The organism is Paracoccus wurundjeri (genome assembly GCF_030678915.1).
Lineage (GTDB): Bacteria > Pseudomonadota > Alphaproteobacteria > Rhodobacterales > Rhodobacteraceae > Paracoccus > Paracoccus onubensis_A.
On sequence record NZ_JAUUTZ010000018.1, the window covers coordinates 77,210 to 99,477 of the forward strand.

Annotated in this window: 19 protein-coding genes; 16 read left to right on the plus strand and 3 right to left on the minus strand. The window is 59.9% G+C overall.

Features of this window, described 5'->3' with window-relative positions:
• Nucleotides 1-58 precede the first annotated feature (58 nt).
• From Q0601_RS16945 to Q0601_RS16990, 10 genes are all read left to right on the plus strand, one after another.
• Nucleotides 59-1,237 (plus strand): hypothetical protein, encoded by a 1,179-nt coding sequence (locus tag Q0601_RS16945; protein WP_305291056.1) that lies wholly within the window; start codon nucleotides 59-61, stop codon nucleotides 1,235-1,237.
• Between the two features lie 195 nt (nucleotides 1,238-1,432).
• A complete protein-coding gene (gene sucC, locus Q0601_RS16950; protein WP_305291057.1) occupies nucleotides 1,433-2,626 on the plus strand; it encodes an ADP-forming succinate--CoA ligase subunit beta in 1,194 nt (397 codons plus the stop codon).
• 82 nt (nucleotides 2,627-2,708) lie between these two features.
• Nucleotides 2,709-3,593 carry a succinate--CoA ligase subunit alpha gene (gene sucD, locus Q0601_RS16955; protein ID WP_305291058.1) on the plus strand — a complete coding sequence of 295 codons (885 nt, stop codon included), beginning with the start codon at nucleotides 2,709-2,711 and terminating at the stop codon, nucleotides 3,591-3,593.
• Between the two features lie 76 nt (nucleotides 3,594-3,669).
• A complete protein-coding gene (locus Q0601_RS16960; RefSeq protein ID WP_305291060.1) occupies nucleotides 3,670-4,074 on the plus strand; it encodes a hypothetical protein in 405 nt (134 codons plus the stop codon).
• Nucleotides 4,075-4,105: 31 nt separating this feature from the next.
• On the plus strand, nucleotides 4,106-7,072 hold the full coding sequence (locus tag Q0601_RS16965; RefSeq protein ID WP_305291061.1) for a 2-oxoglutarate dehydrogenase E1 component: 2,967 nt from the start codon (nucleotides 4,106-4,108) through the stop codon (nucleotides 7,070-7,072).
• A gap of 4 nt (nucleotides 7,073-7,076) precedes the next feature.
• Nucleotides 7,077-8,603, plus strand: a complete 1,527-nt coding sequence (gene odhB / locus Q0601_RS16970; RefSeq protein ID WP_305291063.1) for a 2-oxoglutarate dehydrogenase complex dihydrolipoyllysine-residue succinyltransferase — start codon at nucleotides 7,077-7,079, stop codon at nucleotides 8,601-8,603.
• Between the two features lie 48 nt (nucleotides 8,604-8,651).
• Nucleotides 8,652-9,122 (plus strand): EVE domain-containing protein, encoded by a 471-nt coding sequence (locus Q0601_RS16975; RefSeq protein WP_305291064.1) that lies wholly within the window; start codon nucleotides 8,652-8,654, stop codon nucleotides 9,120-9,122.
• A 4-nt stretch (nucleotides 9,123-9,126) separates the two neighbouring features.
• On the plus strand, nucleotides 9,127-9,384 hold the full coding sequence (locus Q0601_RS16980; protein WP_305291065.1) for a hypothetical protein: 258 nt from the start codon (nucleotides 9,127-9,129) through the stop codon (nucleotides 9,382-9,384).
• A 173-nt stretch (nucleotides 9,385-9,557) separates the two neighbouring features.
• Nucleotides 9,558-10,952: a dihydrolipoyl dehydrogenase gene (lpdA, locus tag Q0601_RS16985; RefSeq protein ID WP_305291066.1), complete on the plus strand. Its 1,395-nt coding sequence runs from the start codon at nucleotides 9,558-9,560 to the stop codon at nucleotides 10,950-10,952.
• On the plus strand, nucleotides 10,945-11,430 hold the full coding sequence (locus tag Q0601_RS16990; protein ID WP_305291067.1) for a lytic transglycosylase domain-containing protein: 486 nt from the start codon (nucleotides 10,945-10,947) through the stop codon (nucleotides 11,428-11,430). Before lpdA ends, Q0601_RS16990 begins: the two co-directional genes overlap by 8 nt.
• A 144-nt stretch (nucleotides 11,431-11,574) precedes the next feature.
• On the opposite strand, the gene Q0601_RS16995 is transcribed toward Q0601_RS16990, so the two are convergent.
• From Q0601_RS16995 to Q0601_RS17005, 3 genes are all read right to left on the minus strand, one after another.
• A complete protein-coding gene (locus Q0601_RS16995) occupies nucleotides 11,575-12,498 on the minus strand; it encodes a class I fructose-bisphosphate aldolase (protein ID WP_305291068.1) in 924 nt (307 codons plus the stop codon).
• A gap of 172 nt (nucleotides 12,499-12,670) precedes the next feature.
• Nucleotides 12,671-13,267 (minus strand): peptidylprolyl isomerase, encoded by a 597-nt coding sequence (locus tag Q0601_RS17000; protein ID WP_305291069.1) that lies wholly within the window; start codon nucleotides 13,265-13,267, stop codon nucleotides 12,671-12,673.
• On the minus strand, nucleotides 13,260-13,766 hold the full coding sequence (locus Q0601_RS17005) for a peptidylprolyl isomerase (RefSeq protein WP_305291070.1): 507 nt from the start codon (nucleotides 13,764-13,766) through the stop codon (nucleotides 13,260-13,262). The genes Q0601_RS17000 and Q0601_RS17005 overlap by 8 nt, the downstream gene beginning before the upstream one ends.
• Before the next feature lie 162 nt (nucleotides 13,767-13,928).
• Between Q0601_RS17005 and Q0601_RS17010 the strand changes: the two genes are divergently transcribed.
• The 6 genes from Q0601_RS17010 (at nucleotide 13,929) to glmM (ending at nucleotide 21,988) form a co-directional block, all read left to right on the plus strand.
• Nucleotides 13,929-15,131, plus strand: a complete 1,203-nt coding sequence (locus Q0601_RS17010) for a phosphoglycerate kinase (protein WP_305291071.1) — start codon at nucleotides 13,929-13,931, stop codon at nucleotides 15,129-15,131.
• A 142-nt stretch (nucleotides 15,132-15,273) separates the two neighbouring features.
• Nucleotides 15,274-17,862: a putative PEP-binding protein gene (locus tag Q0601_RS17015; RefSeq protein ID WP_305291072.1), complete on the plus strand. Its 2,589-nt coding sequence runs from the start codon at nucleotides 15,274-15,276 to the stop codon at nucleotides 17,860-17,862.
• 237 nt (nucleotides 17,863-18,099) lie between these two features.
• Nucleotides 18,100-18,792, plus strand: coding sequence for a cell wall hydrolase (locus Q0601_RS17020; RefSeq protein ID WP_305291073.1), 693 nt, complete (start codon nucleotides 18,100-18,102; stop codon nucleotides 18,790-18,792).
• A 45-nt stretch (nucleotides 18,793-18,837) separates the two neighbouring features.
• The gene (locus Q0601_RS17025) at nucleotides 18,838-19,650 is read left to right on the plus strand and encodes a dihydroneopterin aldolase (protein ID WP_305291075.1); all 813 of its coding nucleotides are present in this window, start codon (nucleotides 18,838-18,840) and stop codon (nucleotides 19,648-19,650) included.
• Nucleotides 19,651-19,655: 5 nt separating this feature from the next.
• Entirely contained in the window at nucleotides 19,656-20,648 is a 993-nt protein-coding gene (folP, locus tag Q0601_RS17030; protein WP_305291076.1) for a dihydropteroate synthase, read from the plus strand.
• Nucleotides 20,645-21,988, plus strand: a complete 1,344-nt coding sequence (glmM, locus tag Q0601_RS17035) for a phosphoglucosamine mutase (RefSeq protein WP_305291077.1) — start codon at nucleotides 20,645-20,647, stop codon at nucleotides 21,986-21,988. Before folP ends, glmM begins: the two co-directional genes overlap by 4 nt.
• Nucleotides 21,989-22,268 lie beyond the last annotated feature (280 nt).

The window sequence follows — 22,268 nt, forward strand, 5'->3', positions numbered from 1 at the left end:
CGCAATTCGGAACGGCACGCCACGATCGACGTGCCGTTTTCATTTGCGAGATCATGTCATGCGCCGCATCCTTGCCGTATTATTACTATCTGCCATGCCCGCCTTTGCGGATGATACGACGACCAGCGGCCTGATCGCCGAACAAGGTTTGGCGGCCACCATGGCGGAACTTGAATCCGCGCCTGTATCGGCGGATCGGAACATGGCGCTTGCCGCGGTGCGATTTCTGGCGGGGATCGAAAAAGCCTATCAGGAACGTTGGCGGATCGGGGCGACATCTTCGATCTTTCCTGCTCCGGTGTTGGGCACGGAGCTGGAGCCACCGAACCCGTCGCCCGAGCCGATGCAGCCGGATTTCCTGAACCGGATTGCGGATGAGATCGTCAACGCGATGCGTTCGACCCGCGACGTGCTGCCCGAGGCAGAGGGTGCCCTTATCCTTCGCCTGCCGGATTTGTGGTTCGATGTCGACGGGAGTGGCGATCGCGGCCCGTCCGAAGGTCTGTTTGAACTCGTGATGATCCCTATGCCCGAGGGTGTCGACGGCGAGGTTCGCTTCGATGCGGCCGATAGCGAATGGCTGCGTGCCTACACACATCTGATCGAAGCTGTATGCACACTGCTGCTGGCATTCGATCCCGAGCCGGCATTGGCACAGAATATCGAACTGGCCGAAGCATTGCATCAGCAATTCTCGACGCCCTCGGGCGATGGGGCCGGTGAGTACATGTCACCCGACGCCATGGAGCTTGGCCCGATCGTGGACATGGTCGCGGTGGTGATTCACACCCTGCGCAATCAGCCCGAAAAGGCAAAAATCGAGGAAGCGCAGCAACATCTTGTCCGGATGATTGAAGCCAACCGGAATTTCTGGGCCAAGGCCGCCGAAGAGACCGATAATTCCCGCGAATGGATCCCGAATGACAATCAGCAGGCCGCGCTTGGCTTTGACGTTCCCAAGGGCGCCGGTCAGGCATGGCTGGCGGTGCTGGACGATGCCGAGTTGGTGCTGCGGGGTGAAAGGCTCATCCCGTTCTGGCGGTTCGCGCCCGGTTACGGGATCGATCTGCAAAAGTGGATTGACGATCCGAAACCGGTGGATCTGGTTTCCTGGATTCAGGGCAGCGCCGCCCTGCCCTATACGCGCCCGGGCGAGATGGTGGATCGCGGCTCCTGGGAAGATTTCACGGAAATGTTCAGCGGGCGCGCCGGGCTGTACATGGTTCTTTTCAACTGATTGCCCCGACGGCTCGAACCGCGGGCCCGCTGAAAAGATGCATTTTCAAAATTTGTGATCACACGCATTCAACCGGTGATCACAAAAGCGATGATATATGCAGTTTTACCCATTTTTCCCAGAAAAACGGTTCATCCGGCAGGAAAGCTGTGTCAAGACTTGCCGCAACTCTGCTGAACCGACAAGGGGGTCGCAATGAATATACATGAATATCAGGCCAAGGCGTTGCTGCGCCAATACGGTGCGCCGGTCAGTGACGGTCGCGTCGTCGTGAAGGCGGACGAAGCGAAATCCGCAGCAGGTGAACTGGATGGCCCCCTTTGGGTCGTGAAAGCGCAGATTCATGCGGGTGGCCGCGGCAAAGGCAGCTTCAAAGAGGCCGAGGCCGGCGAAAAAGGCGGCGTCCGTCTTGCGAAATCGGTGGCCGAAGCGGAAGAACTGACCCGTCAGATGCTGGGCCGCACCCTGATTACCCATCAGACCGGCCCGTCGGGGAAGCAGGTCAACCGCATCTATATCGAAGATGGCTCTGATATCGAACGCGAGCTATATCTTGCTTTGCTGGTCGATCGCGGCAGTTCGCGCATCAGTTTCGTTGCCTCGACCGAAGGCGGTATGGATATCGAGGAAGTGGCGGCCAAGACCCCGGAAAAAATCGTCAGCTTCAGCGTGGATCCCGCATCGGGGCTGTCGGACTTTCATGGCCGCCGCGTGGCGTTCGCCCTTGACCTCAAGGGCGCGCAGGTCAAGCAATGCGTCGCATTGATCCGCAATCTCTATCGCATGTTCATCGAAAAGGACATGGAGATGCTTGAGATCAATCCGCTGATCGTCACGACCGACGGCAATCTGAAATGCCTCGACGCCAAGATGGGCTTCGACAATAATGCCCTGTATCGCCAATCAGATATCCTGGCCCTGCGCGACGAGACAGAGGAAGACCCCAAAGAACTCGCCGCTTCGAAATTCGACCTGAACTATATCGCCCTTGATGGCGAGATAGGGTGCATGGTGAATGGCGCGGGACTGGCCATGGCGACAATGGATATCATCAAGCTTTACGGGGCAGAACCCGCGAATTTCCTTGATGTCGGCGGCGGCGCAACCAAGGAGAAGGTGACCGAAGCCTTCAAGATCATCACCTCGGATCCCAATGTCAAAGGCATTCTGGTCAATATCTTTGGCGGCATCATGCGCTGCGACATCATCGCCGAGGGTATCGTGGCTGCGGTGAAAGAGGTCGGATTGCAGGTTCCGCTGGTTGTCCGGCTGGAGGGAACGAATGTCGACAAGGGCAAGCAGATCATCAGCGAAAGCGGGCTGAATGTCACCTCTGCAGATGATCTGAAGGATGGAGCTGAAAAGATCGTGAAGGCGGTGAAGGGATAGAAACCGGCGTGTCGAAATACGCCACCTGACCCCATGACACCCAACACGATCTCACAGTAACCTTGAATCGCAGGAGCCAAACATGGCCATTCTCGTAGACAAGAACACCAAAGTCATCTGCCAGGGCCTGACCGGCTCGCAGGGGACATTCCATACCGAACAGGCGATCGCCTATGGCACCCGGATGGTCGGCGGCGTGACCCCCGGCAAGGGCGGAACCGAACATCTGGACCTGCCCGTTTTCAATTCGGTGCATGAAGCCGTCGCGGAGACCGGCGCGACCGCCTCTGCGATCTATGTGCCGCCGCCCTTTGCCGCCGACTCGATCCTTGAGGCCATCGACGCGGAAGTGCCGCTGATCGTCGCCATCACCGAGGGCATTCCCGTTCTGGACATGTTGCGCGTCAAACGCGCGCTTCAGGGCAGTAACTCCCTTCTGATCGGCCCGAACTGCCCCGGCATCATGACGCCCGATGAATGCAAGATCGGCATCATGCCCGGCAATATCTTCAAACGGGGCTCGGTCGGGGTCGTATCCCGTTCCGGCACCCTGACCTATGAGGCCGTCAAGCAAACCTCTGATGTCGGTCTGGGTCAGTCAAGCGCCGTGGGAATCGGCGGTGACCCGATCAAGGGGCTGGAGCATATCGACGTGCTGGCCATGTTCCTTGACGATCCCGAAACCGAGTCGATCATCATGATCGGCGAAATCGGTGGTTCTGCCGAGGAAGAAGCCGCCGAGTTTCTGGCCGATCAGAAGAAGAAAGGCAAATGGAAGCCGGTCGCCGGTTTCATTGCCGGACGTACTGCGCCTCCGGGTCGCCGCATGGGCCATGCCGGCGCCATCGTTTCGGGCGGCAAAGGCGATGCCGAATCCAAGATCGAAGCCATGAAGAAGGCCGGCGTCGTGGTTGCCGACAGTCCTGCGGGACTCGGCGAAGCGGTTTTGAAGGCCATTGGACGCTAACGCGTTGATGAATTGACAGTCCCGACCCTCGACTTAAGTATGGGGACGGGGCGTAAGTACCGCGCGAGGGGACGACGTGGAAGAACAGGATGCAAATGCCCAGCCAATCAGTTCCGCCGCAATGCGGGCTGGAAGCTGCTCCGGTTCCATCGCGCCACTGTCATTCGCGACGGTACTGGCGCTATCCGCTTGTGGCGCCGGCAAATCGGAGGAGCTGATTCTTCCGGGCGGCATCCCGGCCAGAACCAATCTGCACGAGGCAAGCACTCTGCCCCCGGAATCCGTCCGAACTGTCGCCCGCCGGGATTATGGCTGGCGGCTGATTTACCATCCCGCCCGTGCACCCGCCTCTGCCGGCCAGGCTGCTGCGCGGGCGCTTTGCAATCTGGAAAGCCGCTCGGTCCAGCGGATCGAGAATATTCCCCGCATTGACCCCTATGCCGATTACGGCGCTGCAATTATCGATATCTACTGTGTCTGAAACCCTCCCAGCCCTGAACCGGGGATAAGCCATGACCGATCAGCCCAAAAACTCAGATTTTCACGATTCCTCGTTTCTTCAGGGCCATAACGCGGCCTATATGGAACAGCTTTACGGCCAGTGGGCCAAGGATCCCGCAGCGGTGGATCAAGCCTGGGGCGCGTTTTTTCAGGCACTTGGCGACCCTCAGGACGACGCCCTTCGTGAGGCAAAGGGTGCGTCCTGGGCGCGGACGGACTGGCCCCCGGCCGCCACGGACGAGAATATCTCGGCTCTGACCGGCGAATGGCCCGAGGCGACAAAACCCGAAGCCGATGCCGCCGCGAAGAAGATCGCCCAGAAAGCCACCGAGAAAGGCATCGATCTTTCGGCCGCGCAAATGCAGCAGGCAGTGCTGGATTCCATCCGCGCGCTCATGCTGATCCGCGCCTATCGGATCCGCGGCCATCTGCATGCCGATCTGGATCCTTTGGGCCTGCGCGACATTCCCGATCATGGCGAATTGAAAGCAGCTACCTATGGTTTCGGTCCTGGTGATCTTGACCGGCCGATCTTCATCGACAATGTGCTGGGTCTTGAAATCGCCTCGGTTCGCCAGATTGCGGAATTGATGAAGCGCACCTATTGCGGCACATTCGCGCTGCAATACATGCATATTTCCGACCCCGAGGAAGCTGCCTGGCTGAAAGAACGGATCGAGGGCTATGGCAAGGAAATCCAGTTCACCAAGGTCGGCCGCCGCGCCATCCTGAACAAGCTTGTCGAGGCCGAAGGTTTCGAAAAATTCCTTCATGTCAAGTATATGGGCACCAAGCGCTTCGGTCTGGATGGCGGTGAAACGCTTATCCCGGCGATGGAACAGATCATCAAACGCGGCGGTGCGCTTGGCGTGAAAGAGATCGTCATCGGCATGCCTCATCGTGGTCGCCTGTCGGTGCTGGCCAATGTGCTAAGCAAACCGTTCCGCGCGATCTTCCACGAGTTTCAGGGCGGCAGCTTCAAACCCGAGGCGGTGGACGGTTCCGGCGATGTGAAATACCATCTGGGCGCCTCGGCGGATCGTGAATTCGACGGCAACAAGGTGCATCTGTCACTGACCGCCAATCCCAGCCATCTCGAAGCGGTGAACCCGGTTGTTCTGGGTAAGGCGCGGGCGAAAAGCGATCAGCTTTCCGACGGGCCTGACCGGACGGCGGTTCTGCCGATCCTGCTGCATGGCGATGCGGCATTCGCGGGTCAGGGCGTGGTCGCGGAATGTCTGCAACTTTCCGGAATCCGCGGTCACAAGACCGGCGGCACCATGCATATCGTGGTAAATAACCAGATCGGGTTCACCACCGCTCCGCATTTCAGCCGCACATCGCCCTATCCCACCGATATCGCGATGATGGTCGAGGCGCCGATCTTCCATGTGAATGGCGACGATCCCGAAGCCGTGGTTCATGCCGCGCGCGTGGCGACCGAGTTCCGGCAGAAATTCCACAAGGACGTGGTGATCGACATCATCTGCTATCGCCGCTTTGGCCATAACGAGGGCGATGAGCCCATGTTCACCAACCCGGCCATGTATACCAAGATCAAGTCTCACAAGACGACCTTGCAGCTTTATACCGAGCGGCTGGTGGCTGACGGGCTGATCCCCGAAGGCGAAATCGACGATATGAAGGCCACCTTCCAGGCGCATTTGAACGAAGAGTTCGAAATCGGCAAGAATTACAAGCCGAACAAGGCCGACTGGCTGGACGGAAAATGGTCCGGCATGGAGCGGGAGGGGGCCGAGTATGTCCCCGGCCAGACAGGTATCGCACCCGAGTTGATGACCCGGATCGGCAAGGCACTGACCACGATCCCCGACAAGATAAACTTGCACAAGACCGTCGGCAGGCTGCTGGAATCCAAGAAGAAGATGTTCGCAACCGGCGAGGGTTTCGATTGGGCGACCGGCGAGGCGCTGGCATTCGGTTCACTGCTGACCGAAGGGCATGCCGTGCGGCTGTCGGGTCAGGACAGTTCACGGGGGACGTTCAGCCAGCGCCATTCGGCCATCATCGACCAGACCGCCGAAGAGCGTTATTACCCGCTGAACCATATCGAAAAAGGTCAGGCCAGTTACGAAGTCATCGACTCGATGCTGTCGGAATATGCGGTTCTGGGCTTTGAATACGGTTATTCGCTGGCCGAACCGAATGCGCTGGTCTTGTGGGAAGCGCAATTCGGTGATTTTGCCAACGGCGCGCAGATCATGTTCGACCAGTTCATTTCATCGGGCGAGAAGAAGTGGCTGCGGATGTCCGGCCTTGTGATGCTGTTGCCGCATGGTTTCGAAGGTCAGGGTCCCGAGCACAGCTCTGCCCGGCTTGAGCGTTTCCTGCAAATGTGCGCCGAAGACAACTGGATCGTTGCCAATTGTACGACCCCGGCCAATTACTTCCACATCCTGCGCCGCCAGATCCATCGCGATTTCCGGAAGCCGCTGGTGCTGATGACGCCAAAATCGCTGCTGCGCCATCCGCTGGCGATCAGCAAGGCCGAGGAGTTCCAGACCGGCTCGACCTTCCACCGCGTTCTTTGGGATGATGCGGAACGCGGCAATTCTCCGACCACACTTGCTGCGGATGACAAGATCCGCCGCGTCGTCCTTTGCTCGGGCAAGGTTTATTACGATCTGCTCAAGGCACGGGATGAGGCGGGGATTACGGATGTCTACCTGCTGCGACTTGAACAGTTCTACCCTTTCCCCGCGCAGGCGATGGTCAAGGAACTGGGTCGTTTCAAACAGGCCGAGATGGTCTGGTGCCAGGAAGAGCCCAAGAATCAGGGCGGCTGGTCATTCATCGAGCCTTACATCGAATGGGTGCTTGAGCGTCTGGGAGCCAAGCACAACCGTGCCCGTTACGTCGGACGCAATGCAGCTGCCTCGCCCGCAACCGGGCTTGCCTCGCGCCACAAAGCTGAACAAGAAGCGCTGGTGAACGAAGCGCTCAATATCGAAGGATAATCCGATGACCACCGAAGTTCGCGTCCCCGCATTGGGAGAATCCGTTACCGAGGCAACCATCGCCACCTGGTTCAAGAAGCCCGGCGATACCGTCGCGGTCGATGAAATGCTGTGCGAATTGGAAACCGACAAGGTGACGGTCGAGGTGCCAAGCCCTGCCGCAGGTGTTCTGTCGGAAATCGTCGCGGCAGAGGGTACGACCGTAAGCCCCGACGCCTTGCTGGCGCAGATCACCGAAGGGGCAGCCGGTGATGCTCCGAAAGCCGATGCGCCCAAGCCGCAGGCGGCAAAGGCAGATACGACAGAAACCGATACGGACGCGCCGGATGCAACACCTGCCGGAGGCGGTGCCGCAATCGATGTCATGGTGCCCGCACTGGGCGAAAGCGTCAGCGAGGCCACCGTCGCCACCTGGTTCAAACAGGTTGGCGACAGCGTCGCGGCAGATGAAATGCTATGTGAACTCGAAACCGATAAGGTTTCGGTGGAAGTTCCCGCCCCCTCTGCCGGTGTTCTGGCCGAGATCCTTGCACCCGAAGGGACAGTTGTCGACGCAAAGGCCAAGCTGGCGGTGATTACCGAAGGTGCAGGCAGCGCGGCCTCAGCCCCTGCCCCTGCCCCTGCGGACGTTTTCACCGGTAGCACGACCGGCTCGGGCAAGGATGTCGAAGATGCTCCGGCGGCCAAAAAGGCGATGGCCGAAAAGGGCATCAGCCGGGATCAGGTTCAAGGTTCGGGTCGTGATGGCCGGGTCATGAAACAGGATGTTGCAGGCGCATCCACCGCTGCCGCAGCAGCGGTCCCGGCAGCAGCACGCCCGGCACAGGATGCCGCCCGCGAGGAACGGGTCAAGATGACCCGTCTGCGCCAGACGATCGCGCGCCGCCTGAAAGACGCGCAGAATACCGCCGCGATGCTGACCACCTATAACGAAGCCGATATGTCCGGCATCATGCAGCTTCGCAACGAATACAAGGAAGCCTTCGAAAAGAAGCACAAGGTCAAGCTGGGCTTCATGTCCTTCTTCACCAAGGCCTGCTGCCATGCGCTTAAGGAAGTGCCCGAAGTCAACGCCGAGATCGACGGCACCGAGGTCGTGTACAAGAACTACGTCAATATGGGCGTGGCGGTTGGCACTCCCTCGGGGCTGGTGGTTCCTGTCCTGCGCGACGCCGACCAGAAAAGCTTTGCCGAGATCGAGAAGGAAATCGGCGCGTTGGGCGTCAAGGCCCGCGATGGCAAGCTGTCGATGGCCGAGATGCAGGGCGGCACCTTCACTATCTCGAATGGTGGTGTTTACGGTTCACTGATGTCCTCGCCCATCCTGAACCCGCCGCAATCGGGTATTCTGGGAATGCACAAGATTCAGGAGCGTCCGATGGTTGTCGGCGGCGAGATCGTGATCCGGCCGATGATGTATCTCGCGCTGTCCTATGACCACCGCATCGTTGACGGCAAGGGTGCGGTGACCTTCCTTGTCCGGGTCAAGGAAGCATTGGAGGATCCGCGCAGACTGCTGATGGATCTCTAGAACGCGAAAGGACCGGGGCGGGATAACCGTCCCGGCGCAGAGGTTTTCATGACTGAAACGACGGCAGACGCCACTCCAAAACAGGCCGCACTGGTTCAACCCGAACAGATTCGGAACTGGATCGGCGTTGTCAGTCGTGACGATGTCCGTCAGGGCGTCAGCGGCGGTTTTGTCATGATGGAACAGGGTAAGCTGGGGCCCCTCCTGCGTTTCAATCCCGGCGACTGGCTGATCTTTTATTCGCCGCGTGCCACCTTGTCCGACAGAAAACCGCTCAAGAAATTCACTGCAATCGGCCGCGTCACCGATGCCGAGCCCTATCAGGTTCCGATGGAAACCGGGAAAACGGTTTTTCGTCGTGATATCGACTGGATGAAAGCCAAGGAAGTCCAGATCTCCGATCTCAGCGAAAAACTGGATTTCATGCGGGGAAACTGGGGAATGCTGACACGGCGTGGTCTGTTCGAGATTACGGATGCGGACCGACATGTCATCCGCGTTGCCATGACAGGAGAATGACATCATGCAATTGCTTGCGCATTACCGGATCAGTTCCGGCTACGACAGGTTCAAGTCCGCGTTCGACGCGGATGCGGAGGATCGCGGGCATAACAGCCTGTCGCTGCTGCAATTATGGCGGGAAGACAACTCGAATATATGGGCTTTATACGACGTCGCTGATGCTGCGGCCGCGCGTGCCTATCTGAACGGCGCTGCAGATGTGTTCAACAGCCAGGCAGGCGTCACGGCCACGGATTTCCACTTTGTCGAGACGGTGTAAACGAATATTTGCCGCATATGCCAGCCGGTCTCCGAAGCCACGAATTGCCGATTGCGCGATCATTCGGATGCGTGGCGACCCGGCCGATGATAGTGAAGGCACCGGATTGATGCGGTGCCCCGAATTTATACGGTCAGGGAACCGCCCGACCCGAATGATAAAAGGAGTGTGCCATGTCCACCTATGATCTGATCGTGATCGGTGCCGGTCCCGGCGGTTATGTCTGCGCGATCCGCGCCGCTCAACTGGGGCTCAAGGTCGCCTGTGTCGAGGGGCGCGAGACACTTGGCGGCACCTGCCTGAATGTTGGCTGCATTCCTTCGAAAGCTTTGCTGCATGCAAGCCATATGCTGCATGAGAGTCATGAGAATTTCGACAAGATGGGCCTTACCGGCGCCAGGATCAAAGTCGACTGGACGAAGATGCAGGGCTACAAATCCGAGACGGTCGGCACCAATACCAAGGGAATCGAATTCCTGTTCAAGAAGAACAAGATCGACTGGCTGAAGGGCTGGGCCAGCATCGAGTCGGCTGGCCGCGTCAAGGTCGGCGATACGGTGCATGACGCGAAGAATATCGTCATCGCGACCGGTTCCAGCCCCGCGCCTCTGAAAGGGGTCGAGGTCGATAACGATGCGGGGCTTATCGTCGATTCGACCGGCGCCTTGTCGCTGCCCAAGATCCCGAAATCCATGGTGGTGATCGGCGCTGGCGTGATCGGGCTTGAGCTTGGTTCGGTCTATGCCCGGCTTGGCGCCGAGGTGACGGTGGTCGAATATCTCGATGTCATCACACCCGGCATGGATGGCGAAGTGCAGAAACAGTTCCAGAAAATCCTGTCCAAACAGGGGCTCAAATTCATCCTCGGCGCTGCGGTCAAAGGGGCCGAGGCGCTCAAGGGCAAGACCCGGCTCACCTATGCGTTGAAAAAGGACGACAACGAACATGTACTGGAGGCCGATTGCGTCCTTGTCGCCACTGGCCGCCGCCCGCATATCGAAGGGCTGGGGCTGGACAATCTGGGTATCGAGTTGACCGATCGCGGTTTCGTCAAGATCGATGAGCATTGGACAACCAATGTCAAAGGCATCTATGCCATTGGCGATTGCGTTCCCGGCCCGATGCTGGCCCATAAGGCCGAGGATGAGGGCATGGCGGTCGCCGAAATCATCGCGGGCAAACATGGTCATGTGAATTACGACGTCATCCCCGGCGTGATCTACACCACGCCCGAAGTGGCCAATGTCGGCCTGACCGAGGAAGCGGCGAAGGAAACAGGACGCAAGATCAAGATCGGAAAATTCCCCTTCATGGGCAACGCCCGGGCCAAAGCGATGATGCAGCCCGAAGGTTTCGTGAAGCTGATCGCCGACGCCGAAACCGATCGCATTCTGGGTTGCCATATCATCGGCCCGAATGCCGGAGAGATGATTCACGAAATCTGCGTTGCCATGGAATTCGGCGCCTCGGCGGAAGATATCGCACTGACCTGCCACGCCCATCCGACAACCTCCGAAGCTGTTCGTGAAGCCGCTCTGGCCTGTGGTGACGGGGCAATTCATGTCTGATGCGCCCTATCGGCGCATAGGCCGGCGTGGCGTGATCCTTGCCGGTCTTGCATTGGCGGGTTGTGGAGGCAATGCAAGGCAGAAAACCGAAACGCGGGATCATTCGGGGCTTTACCCCAATGAAACGCCCTATCTCCGCTCGCGCATCAATTATTGGGCGGCATATTACCGGGTGCCTCCGTCACTCGTTCACCGCGTCATCATCCGCGAATCCCGGCATCGGCCCGGGGCCCGGAACGGCCCCTATTACGGGCTGATGCAGATCCTGCCTCAAACGGCACGCACGATGGGCTATCGCGGCCCGGCCAGTGGGCTTCTCGATGCCGACACCAATCTGAAATATGCGGTAAAATACCTGCGCGGCGCCTATCTGGTCGCCAATGGCAATCACGACAAGGCCGTAATGTGGTATGCGCGCGGATATTATTACGAGGCCAAGCGCAAAGGACTTCTGAAAGAAACCGGTTTGCGCAGCTGAAGCGCAGCTTCTCTTCACGAAACATCCTCGGGGCTGAAAACTGCGCCGAAAATGCAAGAGGGGGCGCAAGCGCCCCCTTATTTCGTGCCGTCAGGCATAAGCGCTGCCGCACCCCGAGAAGGGCGGAACAGCCGGGTCGCCGTCTCAGGCACCCTTGTAGATATCGACCAGCTTCTGAAGCATATCCAGCGCGTCCTCGCGCGATCTCTGGAAGCTGTTGCGGCCGATGATCGATCCGTTGCCGCCGCCGTCACGAATGGCCCGGGCATCGTCGTAAACCGCATCGGCCCCTTTCGCCGCGCCGCCCGAGAAGACGACAATCCGGCGACCGGCAAAGGCCGATTGCATGCAATGCTCGACCCGCTTGGCCTGGGTCGAGATATCGATCTTCTGCGCTTCATAGACCTTTTTGGCCTCGCCCAGTTCCAGATGATCGGTGGACAGCTTGATCTTGATGATATGCGCCCCCAGCAACGCGGCCATCTGCGCCGCATAGGCCGCGATATCGATCGCCGTCTCTCCGTCTTTCGAGATCGCCTCGCCGCGCGGATAGGACCAGATCACGGTCGCCACGCCTTTGGCGGCGGCCTCCCGGCGCATTTCCTTGATTTCCTCGAACATATCCAGCGCCATGTCCGAGCCCGGATAGATCGTGAATCCGATCGCCGCACAGCCAAGCCGAAGCGCGTCATCCACGCTTGCCGTCAGAGCCTGATTCTTGCCCGCGGTATTTGACATCAGGCTGTTGGCGCTGTTGACCTTGAGAATGGTCGGAATCTGGCCCGCGAAAGTATCGGCCCCGGCTTCGATCATGCCCAGCGGCGCGGCAAAGGCGTTCAGCCCCGCATCGATTGCAAGCTGATAATGGTAATGCGGATCATATCCGCCCGGATTAGGCGCGAATGACCGGGCCGGTCCGTGCTCGAAGCCCTGATCGACGGGAAGAATGATCATCTTGCCGGTTCCGGCAAGCTTACCGGTCATCAGCATCCGCGCGAGCTGCGCCTTTACGCCCGGAGTTTCACCTTCGTAATTCGAAAGAATGCGACGCACCGTATCGGTCATCATTATCAAATGCTCCTATCCTGATTGCGGGCTGCATAACATGCAGAGCAGCACTGACAATCTTGTTTTCGCTAACAGTTTTTCGATCCATTCCGGCGGGCGAAAAACGGCCAGTTTCCCGCCGGAATGGCCGGGACAACGGCCAGAGAGAACCTCCGGCCTGCGTCTTTCCCGGTTATTTCTCGATCGTGACGCTCAGCATGTAATCGGGGTCGTCCACAGCCCCATTCGCATCGGGATCGCCCTTCTTGATATCGTTCAGCACATCCCAGCCATCGACCAGCTGACCCACGGCGGTATATTCGCCATCAAGGAAGGTCGCCGGGGCGAGATCTATGAAGAACTGGCTATTGGCGCTGTCAGGGTTTTGCGAGCGCGCCATGCCCACGGTTCCCTGCTGGAAGGACACGTCACCGAATTCGGCCTTGAGATCGGGCAAATCCGATCCCCCCATCCCCGCACGCGCAGTGTCGCCGTCCTGCTTGCCGAATTCGACATCGCCGGTCTGGGCCATGAAACCATCGATGACGCGATGAAACACCACCCCGTCATAGGCTCCGGACTCGGCCAGTTCGATCAGCCGCGCCACATGGTTCGGAGCCTTGTCCTCATACAAATCCAGCGTGATGGTGCCTTTCTCGGTGCCATCCGCGGCGGCCACCGTAATCACCATATTCGGGCCCGGACCGTCGCTGACGCCGGGCAATCCCTCGGCCATGGCGGCGCTTGCGGTCAGGGCAAGCGCGGCGGGAACAAGCAGGAACTCACGCATCGGCAGCCACCTTCACCGAGATCATGCGGTCGGGTTGCGCAGGCGGCTCGCCACGGGTGATCTTGTCGACATGCTCCATGCCCTCAATCACTCGGCCATAGACCGTGTATTGACCGTTCAGGAAATGATTGTCGCCGAAATTGATGAAAAACTGGCTGTTGGCACTGTTGGGATTGGCTGAACGCGCGGCTCCTAACGTTCCGCGATCATGCGGCAGCTTCGAGAATTCCGCCGGCAGATCCGGCAGATCCGAGCCGCCGGTGCCCGCGCGGCCGGGATTCCAGTCGCTTTCCATATTCGCATGTGCGACATCGCCGGTCTGCGCCATGAAACCGTCGATCACCCGGTGAAACGCGACATTGTCGTATTTGCCGGCGCGCGCGAGTTCCTTCATCCGTTCGCTATGCTTGGGCGCCACGTCGGGCAGCAGTTCGATCACCACGGGGCCGTCCTTCAGCTCGATGATGATAGTGTTCTCGGGATCCTTGATATCGGCCATTGGGTGCTCCTTTAGCTGTCTGGAACTAGGTCTAGGCGGATGTCGGCCCGAGAGCAACGTGGCATTCACTGACAATCCCGTCAGACTTTGGACCTGTTGACGCGAACGCGATCATGCGTGACAAGCGCCATGACGCCTCACAGCTTGCGAAAAGGACCCGACATGGCCGAATTCAAAACCATCGACGATATGGATCTGAACGGAAAAGCTGTGCTGATCCGCGTGGACCTGAATGTGCCAGTAGATCAGGGCCGGGTCACGGACACCACCCGAATCGACAAGATCGTCCCGACCGTCAAGGATATCCAGGCCAAAGGCGGCATTCCTGTCCTGATGGCCCATTTCGGCCGCCCCAAGGGCAAACCCGTGGAAAGCATGAGCCTGAAACAGATCGTTCCGGCACTTGAGGCAGCGCTGGGACAAAAAGTGGCTTTCGCGGATGATTGTATCGGCGGGCCGGCAAAACGGGTCGTCGCGGCGCTGGAGCCGGGCGATGTCGCGCTGCTTGAGAATACCCGCTTTCACGAAGGCGAAGAAAAGAACGACCAGATCTTCGCGGCATCTCTGGCCGCGCTGGGCGGGGCCTATATCAATGACGCATTCTCGGCCTCGCACCGCGCCCATGCCTCGACCGAAGGGCTTGCACGGCTTCTCGAGGCCGGAGCGGGACGCCTGATGGAGGCCGAACTCAAGGCGCTTGACGCGGCACTTGGCAATCCTCAGCGTCCTGTCGCCGCCGTGGTCGGGGGCGCCAAGGTCTCGACCAAGCTGGATTTGCTGATGAACCTGATCGAGAAGGTTGATCACCTGATCATCGGCGGGGGCATGGCCAATACATTCCTTGTTGCCAAAGGCGTCGAGGTCGGCAAATCACTGGCCGAGCGTGATATGGCGGACACTGCCCGCGCCATTCTGGAAAAAGCCGAGTCCGGGGGCTGCACGATCCATCTGCCCACCGATATCGTCGTCGCACGGGAGTTCAAGGCCGGAGCCGAAAGCGAGGTTCTGCCGGTGGATCAATGTCCTGTGGATGCGATGATCCTTGATGCGGGGCCTGAAACCGTCAACGCGATCCGCGAGATCTTCGCCAATTGCCGCACATTGGTCTGGAACGGCCCGCTGGGCGCCTTCGAGATCGCGCCTTTCGATCGGGCGACCAACGCCGCTGCGCAGGCGGCGGCCGAGGCAACGCGCGAGGGCAAGCTGGTTTCCGTCGCCGGTGGCGGCGATACCGTGGCGGCATTGAACCAGGCCGGAGTCGCCGGGGATTTCACCTTCATCTCGACCGCGGGCGGCGCGTTTCTTGAATGGATGGAAGGCAAGGATCTGCCGGGTGTCGCCGCGCTTTACGCGGCGGCAGACTAGTCTTTTTCCGGCGGGATTGCGGGCCGAATTGCATTCGGTCCATCTGCGTTCCGGCATTTCAGCATCGGGATGAAGCAAAGCGGCCCCCTGCCCGCTTTTCGCACTTGCGGCAAGACGGCCCTGACGCCTATCTTCGGCTACCATGGATAACCCGACCACGACAATTCTGACCCGGATCACGCCATCGGCAAAGATCGATCGCGCCCGCCACGGCTGGCGCGCGAAATGCCTGCAAAGGCTGATCCGGATGGAGTTGCCGGTCCCCGCCAGTTTTGCCCTGCCCCATACGGTCGTGCAGATGATCGCCTCGGGGCAAGCTGTCGATCTCGAACCGCTGAACACGCTGTTTGCTCAGGAAGACGGGCTGGTGAGCGTCCGGCCCTCGGCGATGAACCCGGAATGGGGCGGACCGGGAACCGTCCTGAATGTCGGCATAAACGATGAGACACATGACCGGCTGGCCAAACGGATCGGTCAGGACAATGCCGATGCGATCTATTTGTCTTTCGTGCAGAGCTACGCCATCAATATCGCCCGTCTCGATCCGGACATGTTCTCGCAGTCGGGCGCGAATGCGCTGGCCGAGGCCCTGCGGAACTACCGCGACGAGATGGACGAGCCCTTCCCGCAAAAGCCCGAACGTCAGCTTGCCGGGGTGCTGCGGTCCATGTCGCGCGCATGGGACGGCCCGACCGCACGGCTTTTGCGACAGGCCAAAGGCGCGCCCGCTGACGCGCCCCTGGGCCTTGTGGTCCAACAGATGCGGCTGGCCCTGGGGCCGGGTTTATGCGGATCGGGCACGATCCAGTTCACCGATTCTGTAACCGGCCAGCCCCGGGTCACCGGCCGTTTTCGCGGCCAGAAACACGGTGAAACCGTCGGCGCCGGGGCTGAAACGCTGTTTCTGACCCGCGATGAGCGCGGCACATCTCTTGAAGAGACGGCACCGGAAATTTTTGCCGATCTTGTTCGCTTCGGCGTCGCCGCCCGCGAGAGGTTGCGTGAAGAGATGCAGATCGAGTTCATGGTGACGAATGGTCAGATTTCGCTGATCGATGCGATGCGGGTACCCCGAAGCTCACGTGCGGGGGTGCGGATTGCGGTGGCGCTTGCCCGTGACGGCATCATTCCCCCCGAAGAGGCGGTGATGCGGGTCGAGCCGCGGGCATTGACCGATCTTCTGCATCACCAGATCGACCCTCATGGCAAACGCGACGTGATCACCCGCGGGATCAATGCCAGCCCGGGCGCGGCGACTGGCAAGATAGTGCTGTCCGCCGAGGTCGCACAGGCTTTCGCCGCACGCGGAGAGTCCTGCGTTCTGGTTCGCCGTGAAACCCTGCCGGAAGATATTCGCGGGATGCATGCCTCTGTCGCGGTCCTGACCGAACGGGGCGGTATGACCAGCCATGCCGCCGTGCTTGCACGCGGGCTTGGCCTGCCCTGCATCGTTGGTGCCTCGGCCCTGAATATCGATCTGCGCAATCGCAGCGTGACCACTGGCAGCTTTGTCCTGAACGAAGGCGATGAGATCACCATTGACGGCACGTCCGGCGATGTTCTGGCCGGGGCTCCTCCGATGCTGGAACCGGCATTGGACGACGCCTTCAACCAGTTGCTCGAATGGGCGGATGCGGTCAGCGACATGGATGTTCGCGCCAATGCCGACACGCCGGAAGATGCCCGCACGGCCCGCAAGTTCGAGGCTCGCGGCATCGGGCTGTGCCGGACCGAGCATATGTTTTTCGATTCGGAACGCCTGCCCGCAATGCGCGAGATGATCTTCGCCGACAATCCCGAGGATCGGAAACTCGCGCTCGAGCGGATCCTGCCGATGCAGCGCAAGGATTTCACCGATCTTTTCGAGATCATGGCGGGGCTTCCCGTGACGATTCGTCTGTTCGATCCCCCATTGCATGAATTTTTGCCACATGACCGGACCGGGTTGCGGGAACTTGCTGAAACGCTTGATCTGCCGCTTGCGACCGTGGTCCGTCGGGTTGAATCCCTGAAGGAATTCAACCCCATGCTCGGAATGCGCGGAGTGCGCCTTGGGATCGCCGTTCCCGAGATCTACGAAATGCAGGCGCGTGCCATTTTCGAGGCAACGATAGACGCAAGCCGCAAGGGAGCCGTCGTCATTCCCGAGATCATGATCCCGCTTGTCTCGGCGATGCGCGAGGTGGAACTGGTCCAGAATCGCGTCGATGCGGTTGCCGCCGCCGTCCGGAATGACCGGCACGCCAATTTCGCCTATCGTCTGGGCGTCATGGTCGAGACACCCCGGGCTGCGCTGCGGGCCGGCGATATCGCTGCGCATTCGGCCTTTCTGTCCTTTGGGACCAACGATCTGACCCAGATGACCTATGGCCTGTCCCGCGACGATGCCGGTCGTTTCATGGGCATTTATGTTCAGCAGCAGGTTTATTCCGAAGACCCGTTCCACATTCTCGATCAGGACGGCGTGGGCGAGCTTCTGCTGATCGGCGCCGAGCGCGCCCGACGCAAATGCCCCGATATCACTGTCGCCGTCTGCGGCGAACATGGCGGGAACCCGGAATCCATCGCTTTCTGTCACGAAGCCGGTTTCGATTACATCTCCTGCTCTTCATTCCGGGTACCGATCGCCCGGCTGGCGGCTGCGCAAGCCTCGATTCGCTGTCCCCGGGCGAAGAAGCAAACCGATTCGTTTGATTTCGAATCGATTCGGGCATCCGGGCCGCAAAAATAGTTCCGATTCGGCCATTTTTGGGCCGGGGAATGGCTGATTCTAGCTGTTTACCACGTATTTTCCAGCGATTTTCCGCCGCTTCCGCGCTGCAGCATCGGATATTTGGCGTTAACGGGTATGTGATATGGATTTGTCAACAACCAAAAGCCTATTCAATTTCTGATTTGAATGGCCGTCTGCTCTCGGTCGTTTGCCCGTTCTGCCCACCCACCGGGCCAATAAAATTCAGGACTAACAATGCCAAAGCTGCTTCAACGGCTTATGGGGGTTTGTGTAACTGTTGCTGTCGCCCTGCCTGCCGCGCCCGTCGTTGCCTCTGAAGGAAATGCCTCGCTATTCTCGGCCGAGCAATCAGTTTCCGGAATCAAGACCTCGGTATCCCGCGCCTCGCTGTTTACAGCAGAGGTGGATCCGTTCGGCAGCATTTCCAATCCAATGGATATGCCGCGTCCCAGACCGCTGCTTTATACCGATGCCGAGCCTGTCGCCATCGAGGGCGGGCCGGAAGAAATATACCCGCCGACGCCCGGCCCGTCCTATAGTTCCGCCGATCTGGAATGCCTTGCGGAAGCATTGTATTTCGAAGCGCGTGGCGAAGGCCGGGACGGTCAGGCCGCTGTGGCGGAAGTGATCCTGAACCGCGTCGAAAGCAAAAACTTCCCGTCGAGTGTTTGCGATGTCGTGAATCAGCCCAGCCAATTCAGCTATACGATCGGCGGCCGCAAAACGATCCGCAACAAAAGCACTTATCGCCGGGTTCTTGCCGTCGCGGAAGAGGCGCTTGACGGCTCGCCGCGCGGGCTGACCAACGGCGCGACCTATTTTCATAGCACATCGGTCCGGCCGAACTGGTCCCATCGCTTTTTCCAGACCGCCAGAATCGGTCGCCATATCTTTTATTCGCCCAAGCAACTGATCGCCTCGAACTGACGCGCAACGCAACTCTGGCTTGCGCCGGAGGCGGATTTAGGGTGAATGGCGATCATGGAAACCTGTGACCGCATACATCTTCGCGACCATGTCGTTCTTGCCGATATCGGAGCCTTCCAGTCCGAACGGGGCGAGCCCCAGCGGCTGCGCTTCAATATCACCGTGGAACTTCACGACCAGACGACAAGTCGCGACGATCAGGTGGACAGCGTTCTGTCTTATGACGTGCTGACCCAGGCGGTCGCCGCCGCATTGGCCGATCAGCGTTACAACCTTGTCGAGACCCTGGCCGAAAAGATCGCCGCCGAAGTGCTGGCGCATCCCCGCGCCGCCCGGATCGAAGTTTCGGTCGAAAAACTGGACCGGATTCCCGGCGCATTGGGCGTCACGATCTGTCGAACCGTTGGCAGGATGACCGCAGGGCAGGCAGAATTGCCGGTTTCGGTGGTGCTGTGGAAAGGATCGGGCGATTTCCCGGACGGCGCGGTTATCCTGGTTCCCGATGCGCCCGGCCTTCCCCTTCCCGAAGGCCAGAACAGGCGGCGAATTGCCATGCTGGCATTGGATCAGGCGGCCTGGGCCCTGTCGGGCCGGCTTGGGCTTGAGGTCGCAGAAAGCAGAACCGAACTGGATGACGCGATCAGATCCGCGCGTCCGGTCGTTTGGGCGCCGGCAAGGCTGGCGGCGGATATCCCGGAAATCGAGGCCGATCCAGTGCATCTGGCGGGTTGGCTGGCCAACCGGCTTGGCGCGGAAGCCGTCCTGGTGACATTGCCCGACGACACGCCCCTGCCCGAACCTCCTGCCGGTTTCCCTGTCCCGCTGCGCCGTGCTTCCGGGTCGGGCCAGCAAGTCTGAAAATCATGGAAACCCGGCGCATCTATTATCGTCCAATCCCCCTGAATACCGGCGGGCGCTGGCCCTTGGCCGGAGGTCCGGTCGGTTTCTCGCAACTCGAACGGCTTGAACGTGGCCGGGCTCCGGAAATTTGCGATCAGGTTCCGGCGGATATCCTTGAAACGCTGACCACCGCCCGCCCGCCGATGATGGGGATGAGTTTCGACCGCCCCCGCCTGATGGGAATCGTCAATGCGACGCCGGACAGCTTTTCGGATGGCGGCAGCTACGACCCGATTCATCAGGGTAACGCCCTGATCGCGGCGGGTGCGGATATCCTTGATATCGGAGGAGAATCGACCCGCCCCGGCGCACAGGAAATCCCCGTTGAAGATGAAATCGCACGTGTCGCCCCTGCCATCCGGGAATTATCCGCGCGAATCCCCATATCCGTGGATACGCGCAAATCCGGGGTTGCCGCCGCCGCGCTCGGGGCCGGCGCGTCGATGGTCAACGATGTCTCGGGATTTGATTTCGATCCCGTGCTTGCCTCCGTGATCTCGGAAAGCGGCTGTCCGGTTTGTCTGATGCATGCACAGGGGCGGCCTGAAACCATGCAGGACGATCCGCGATATGACGATGTCTTGCTGGACGTCTATGACGCCTTGGAAGCAAGGTTGGCCCGTGCCGAGGCCGCCGGGATACCGCGAAACCGTATTTTCGTCGATCCCGGAATCGGCTTTGGAAAGACCCAGGACCATAATCTTGCCCTGCTAAGACGGATTTCGCTGTTTCACGGTCTGGGCAGCCCGATATTGCTGGGCCTGTCGCGCAAGCGTTTCATCGGCGCGATTGGTGGGGCCGAACGGCCGGCGGACAGAATGCCGGGCACATTGGCACTGACATTGGCCGCAATCGCGCAGGGGGTTCAGATGCACCGCGTCCATGACGTCGCCGAGATTGCACAGGGCCTGCGCCTGTGGCAAGCGGTGGGGCAAAACACAGAGGCAGAGACATGAGCGAAAAGCTGTTCGGAACCGATGGTGTGCGCGGGCGCGCCAATACCCACCCGATGACCGCGGAAATGGCCCTGCGCCTTGGCGCGGCGGCAGGCAGGTTCTTTCGACGGGACGGGCGCAACGGGCACCGGGTGGTCATCGGCAAGGATACGCGGCTTTCGGGATATATGCTGGAAAATGCCCTGACCGCCGGGCTGACCTCGACAGGGATGAATGTCCTTCTTCTGGGGCCGGTGCCGACGCCTGCAGTGGGCTACCTGACCCGCTCGATGCGGGCCGATCTGGGCATCATGATCTCGGCCAGTCATAATCCGGCCGAGGATAATGGCATCAAGTTCTTCGGCCCGGACGGTTTCAAGCTCTCCGATCACGCGGAAGACGAAATTCAGAATATCGTCTCGGGCGAGATCACGCCCGCGCAGCCCGCGAATATCGGCCGCGCCAAGCGGATCGATGACGGGCGTGGGCGTTACGTCGAATATGCCAAGACGACCTTTCCCGGCGGACAGCGGCTGAACGGGCTGAAAGTGGTCGTCGACTGCGCCCATGGCGCCGCCTATCGCGCCGCGCCCGAGGTCCTGTGGGAACTGGGCGCCGACGTGATTCCGCTTGGCGTCGAGCCGAATGGCTTCAACATCAATGACAAAGTCGGAAGCACCCATCCCGAAACCTGCGCCAGGGCGGTTCTCGAACATGGCGCGGATCTGGGGATCACGCTGGATGGCGACGCGGACCGGGTGCAGATCATCGACGAAAAAGGCAATCTGGCCGATGGCGATCAGATCATGGCGCTTCTTGCCTCGCGCTGGGCGCAGCAGGGCCGCCTGAAAGGACATGCCCTGGTCGCAACGGTGATGTCCAATCTGGGATTGGAGCACTATCTTGACGGGCTTGGCCTGCGGCTTGAACGCACCCGTGTGGGCGATCGCTATGTGGTCGAACGGATGCGTGAAGGCGGCTATAATCTGGGCGGCGAGCAGTCGGGACATATCGTTATGACCGATTACGCGACCACTGGCGACGGGCTGATCGCGGGGCTGCAATTTCTGGCTGCCATGTCCGACAGCGGCGAATCCGCCAGCCAGTTGGTGTCCCAATTCGATCCGGTGCCGCAAATGCTGAAAAATGTCCGCTATGCCGCCGGCACGGATCCGCTGGCCGCCGCCGCCGTACGCTCGGTCATTTCAGAGGTCGAGGCGCGGCTGGGCAGTTCAGGTCGTGTGCTGATCCGAAAATCGGGAACCGAACCGCTGATCAGGGTCATGGCCGAGGCAGAGGACGAAGCTCTCCTGCACGAGATCATCGATGAGATCGTCGCGGCCGTCGAAACGGCAGCGTAACGAATCCAGCTATGACTGCGATCTCAATCCTAGATTCCACATAGAAAATGCATGAAATAGCATTGTATTTAAATGTAAATTTCCCTTCATCCCACCAATTCTTCCTCCCCTTCTTCTTTGTGCTAAATACCTCGGGGGTCCGGGGGCAGCGCCCCCGGCCGTCGCGGGGCGCGCCGCCTTGTTTTTACAGCCCGGCAGCCCGCAATACGATATACCACACACGCTCAGCGGGACAGCAACCCCCCCGGGGGGTCGGAATCGGTAAGCCAGTCGAACCGGG

Coding starts and splice junctions, on each gene's coding strand:
- Q0601_RS16945 (WP_305291056.1), top strand. CDS start 59: ATGCGCCGCATCCTTGCCGTATTATTACTATCTGCCATGCCCGCCTTT.
- sucC (WP_305291057.1), top strand. CDS start 1,433: ATGAATATACATGAATATCAGGCCAAGGCGTTGCTGCGCCAATACGGT.
- sucD (WP_305291058.1), top strand. CDS start 2,709: ATGGCCATTCTCGTAGACAAGAACACCAAAGTCATCTGCCAGGGCCTG.
- Q0601_RS16965 (WP_305291061.1), top strand. CDS start 4,106: ATGACCGATCAGCCCAAAAACTCAGATTTTCACGATTCCTCGTTTCTT.
- odhB (WP_305291063.1), top strand. CDS start 7,077: ATGACCACCGAAGTTCGCGTCCCCGCATTGGGAGAATCCGTTACCGAG.
- Q0601_RS16975 (WP_305291064.1), top strand. CDS start 8,652: ATGACTGAAACGACGGCAGACGCCACTCCAAAACAGGCCGCACTGGTT.
- Q0601_RS16980 (WP_305291065.1), top strand. CDS start 9,127: ATGCAATTGCTTGCGCATTACCGGATCAGTTCCGGCTACGACAGGTTC.
- lpdA (WP_305291066.1), top strand. CDS start 9,558: ATGTCCACCTATGATCTGATCGTGATCGGTGCCGGTCCCGGCGGTTAT.
- Q0601_RS16990 (WP_305291067.1), top strand. CDS start 10,945: ATGTCTGATGCGCCCTATCGGCGCATAGGCCGGCGTGGCGTGATCCTT.
- Q0601_RS16995 (WP_305291068.1), bottom strand. CDS start 12,498: ATGATGACCGATACGGTGCGTCGCATTCTTTCGAATTACGAAGGTGAA.
- Q0601_RS17000 (WP_305291069.1), bottom strand. CDS start 13,267: ATGCGTGAGTTCCTGCTTGTTCCCGCCGCGCTTGCCCTGACCGCAAGC.
- Q0601_RS17005 (WP_305291070.1), bottom strand. CDS start 13,766: ATGGCCGATATCAAGGATCCCGAGAACACTATCATCATCGAGCTGAAG.
- Q0601_RS17010 (WP_305291071.1), top strand. CDS start 13,929: ATGGCCGAATTCAAAACCATCGACGATATGGATCTGAACGGAAAAGCT.
- Q0601_RS17015 (WP_305291072.1), top strand. CDS start 15,274: ATGGATAACCCGACCACGACAATTCTGACCCGGATCACGCCATCGGCA.
- Q0601_RS17020 (WP_305291073.1), top strand. CDS start 18,100: ATGCCAAAGCTGCTTCAACGGCTTATGGGGGTTTGTGTAACTGTTGCT.
- Q0601_RS17025 (WP_305291075.1), top strand. CDS start 18,838: ATGGCGATCATGGAAACCTGTGACCGCATACATCTTCGCGACCATGTC.
- folP (WP_305291076.1), top strand. CDS start 19,656: ATGGAAACCCGGCGCATCTATTATCGTCCAATCCCCCTGAATACCGGC.
- glmM (WP_305291077.1), top strand. CDS start 20,645: ATGAGCGAAAAGCTGTTCGGAACCGATGGTGTGCGCGGGCGCGCCAAT.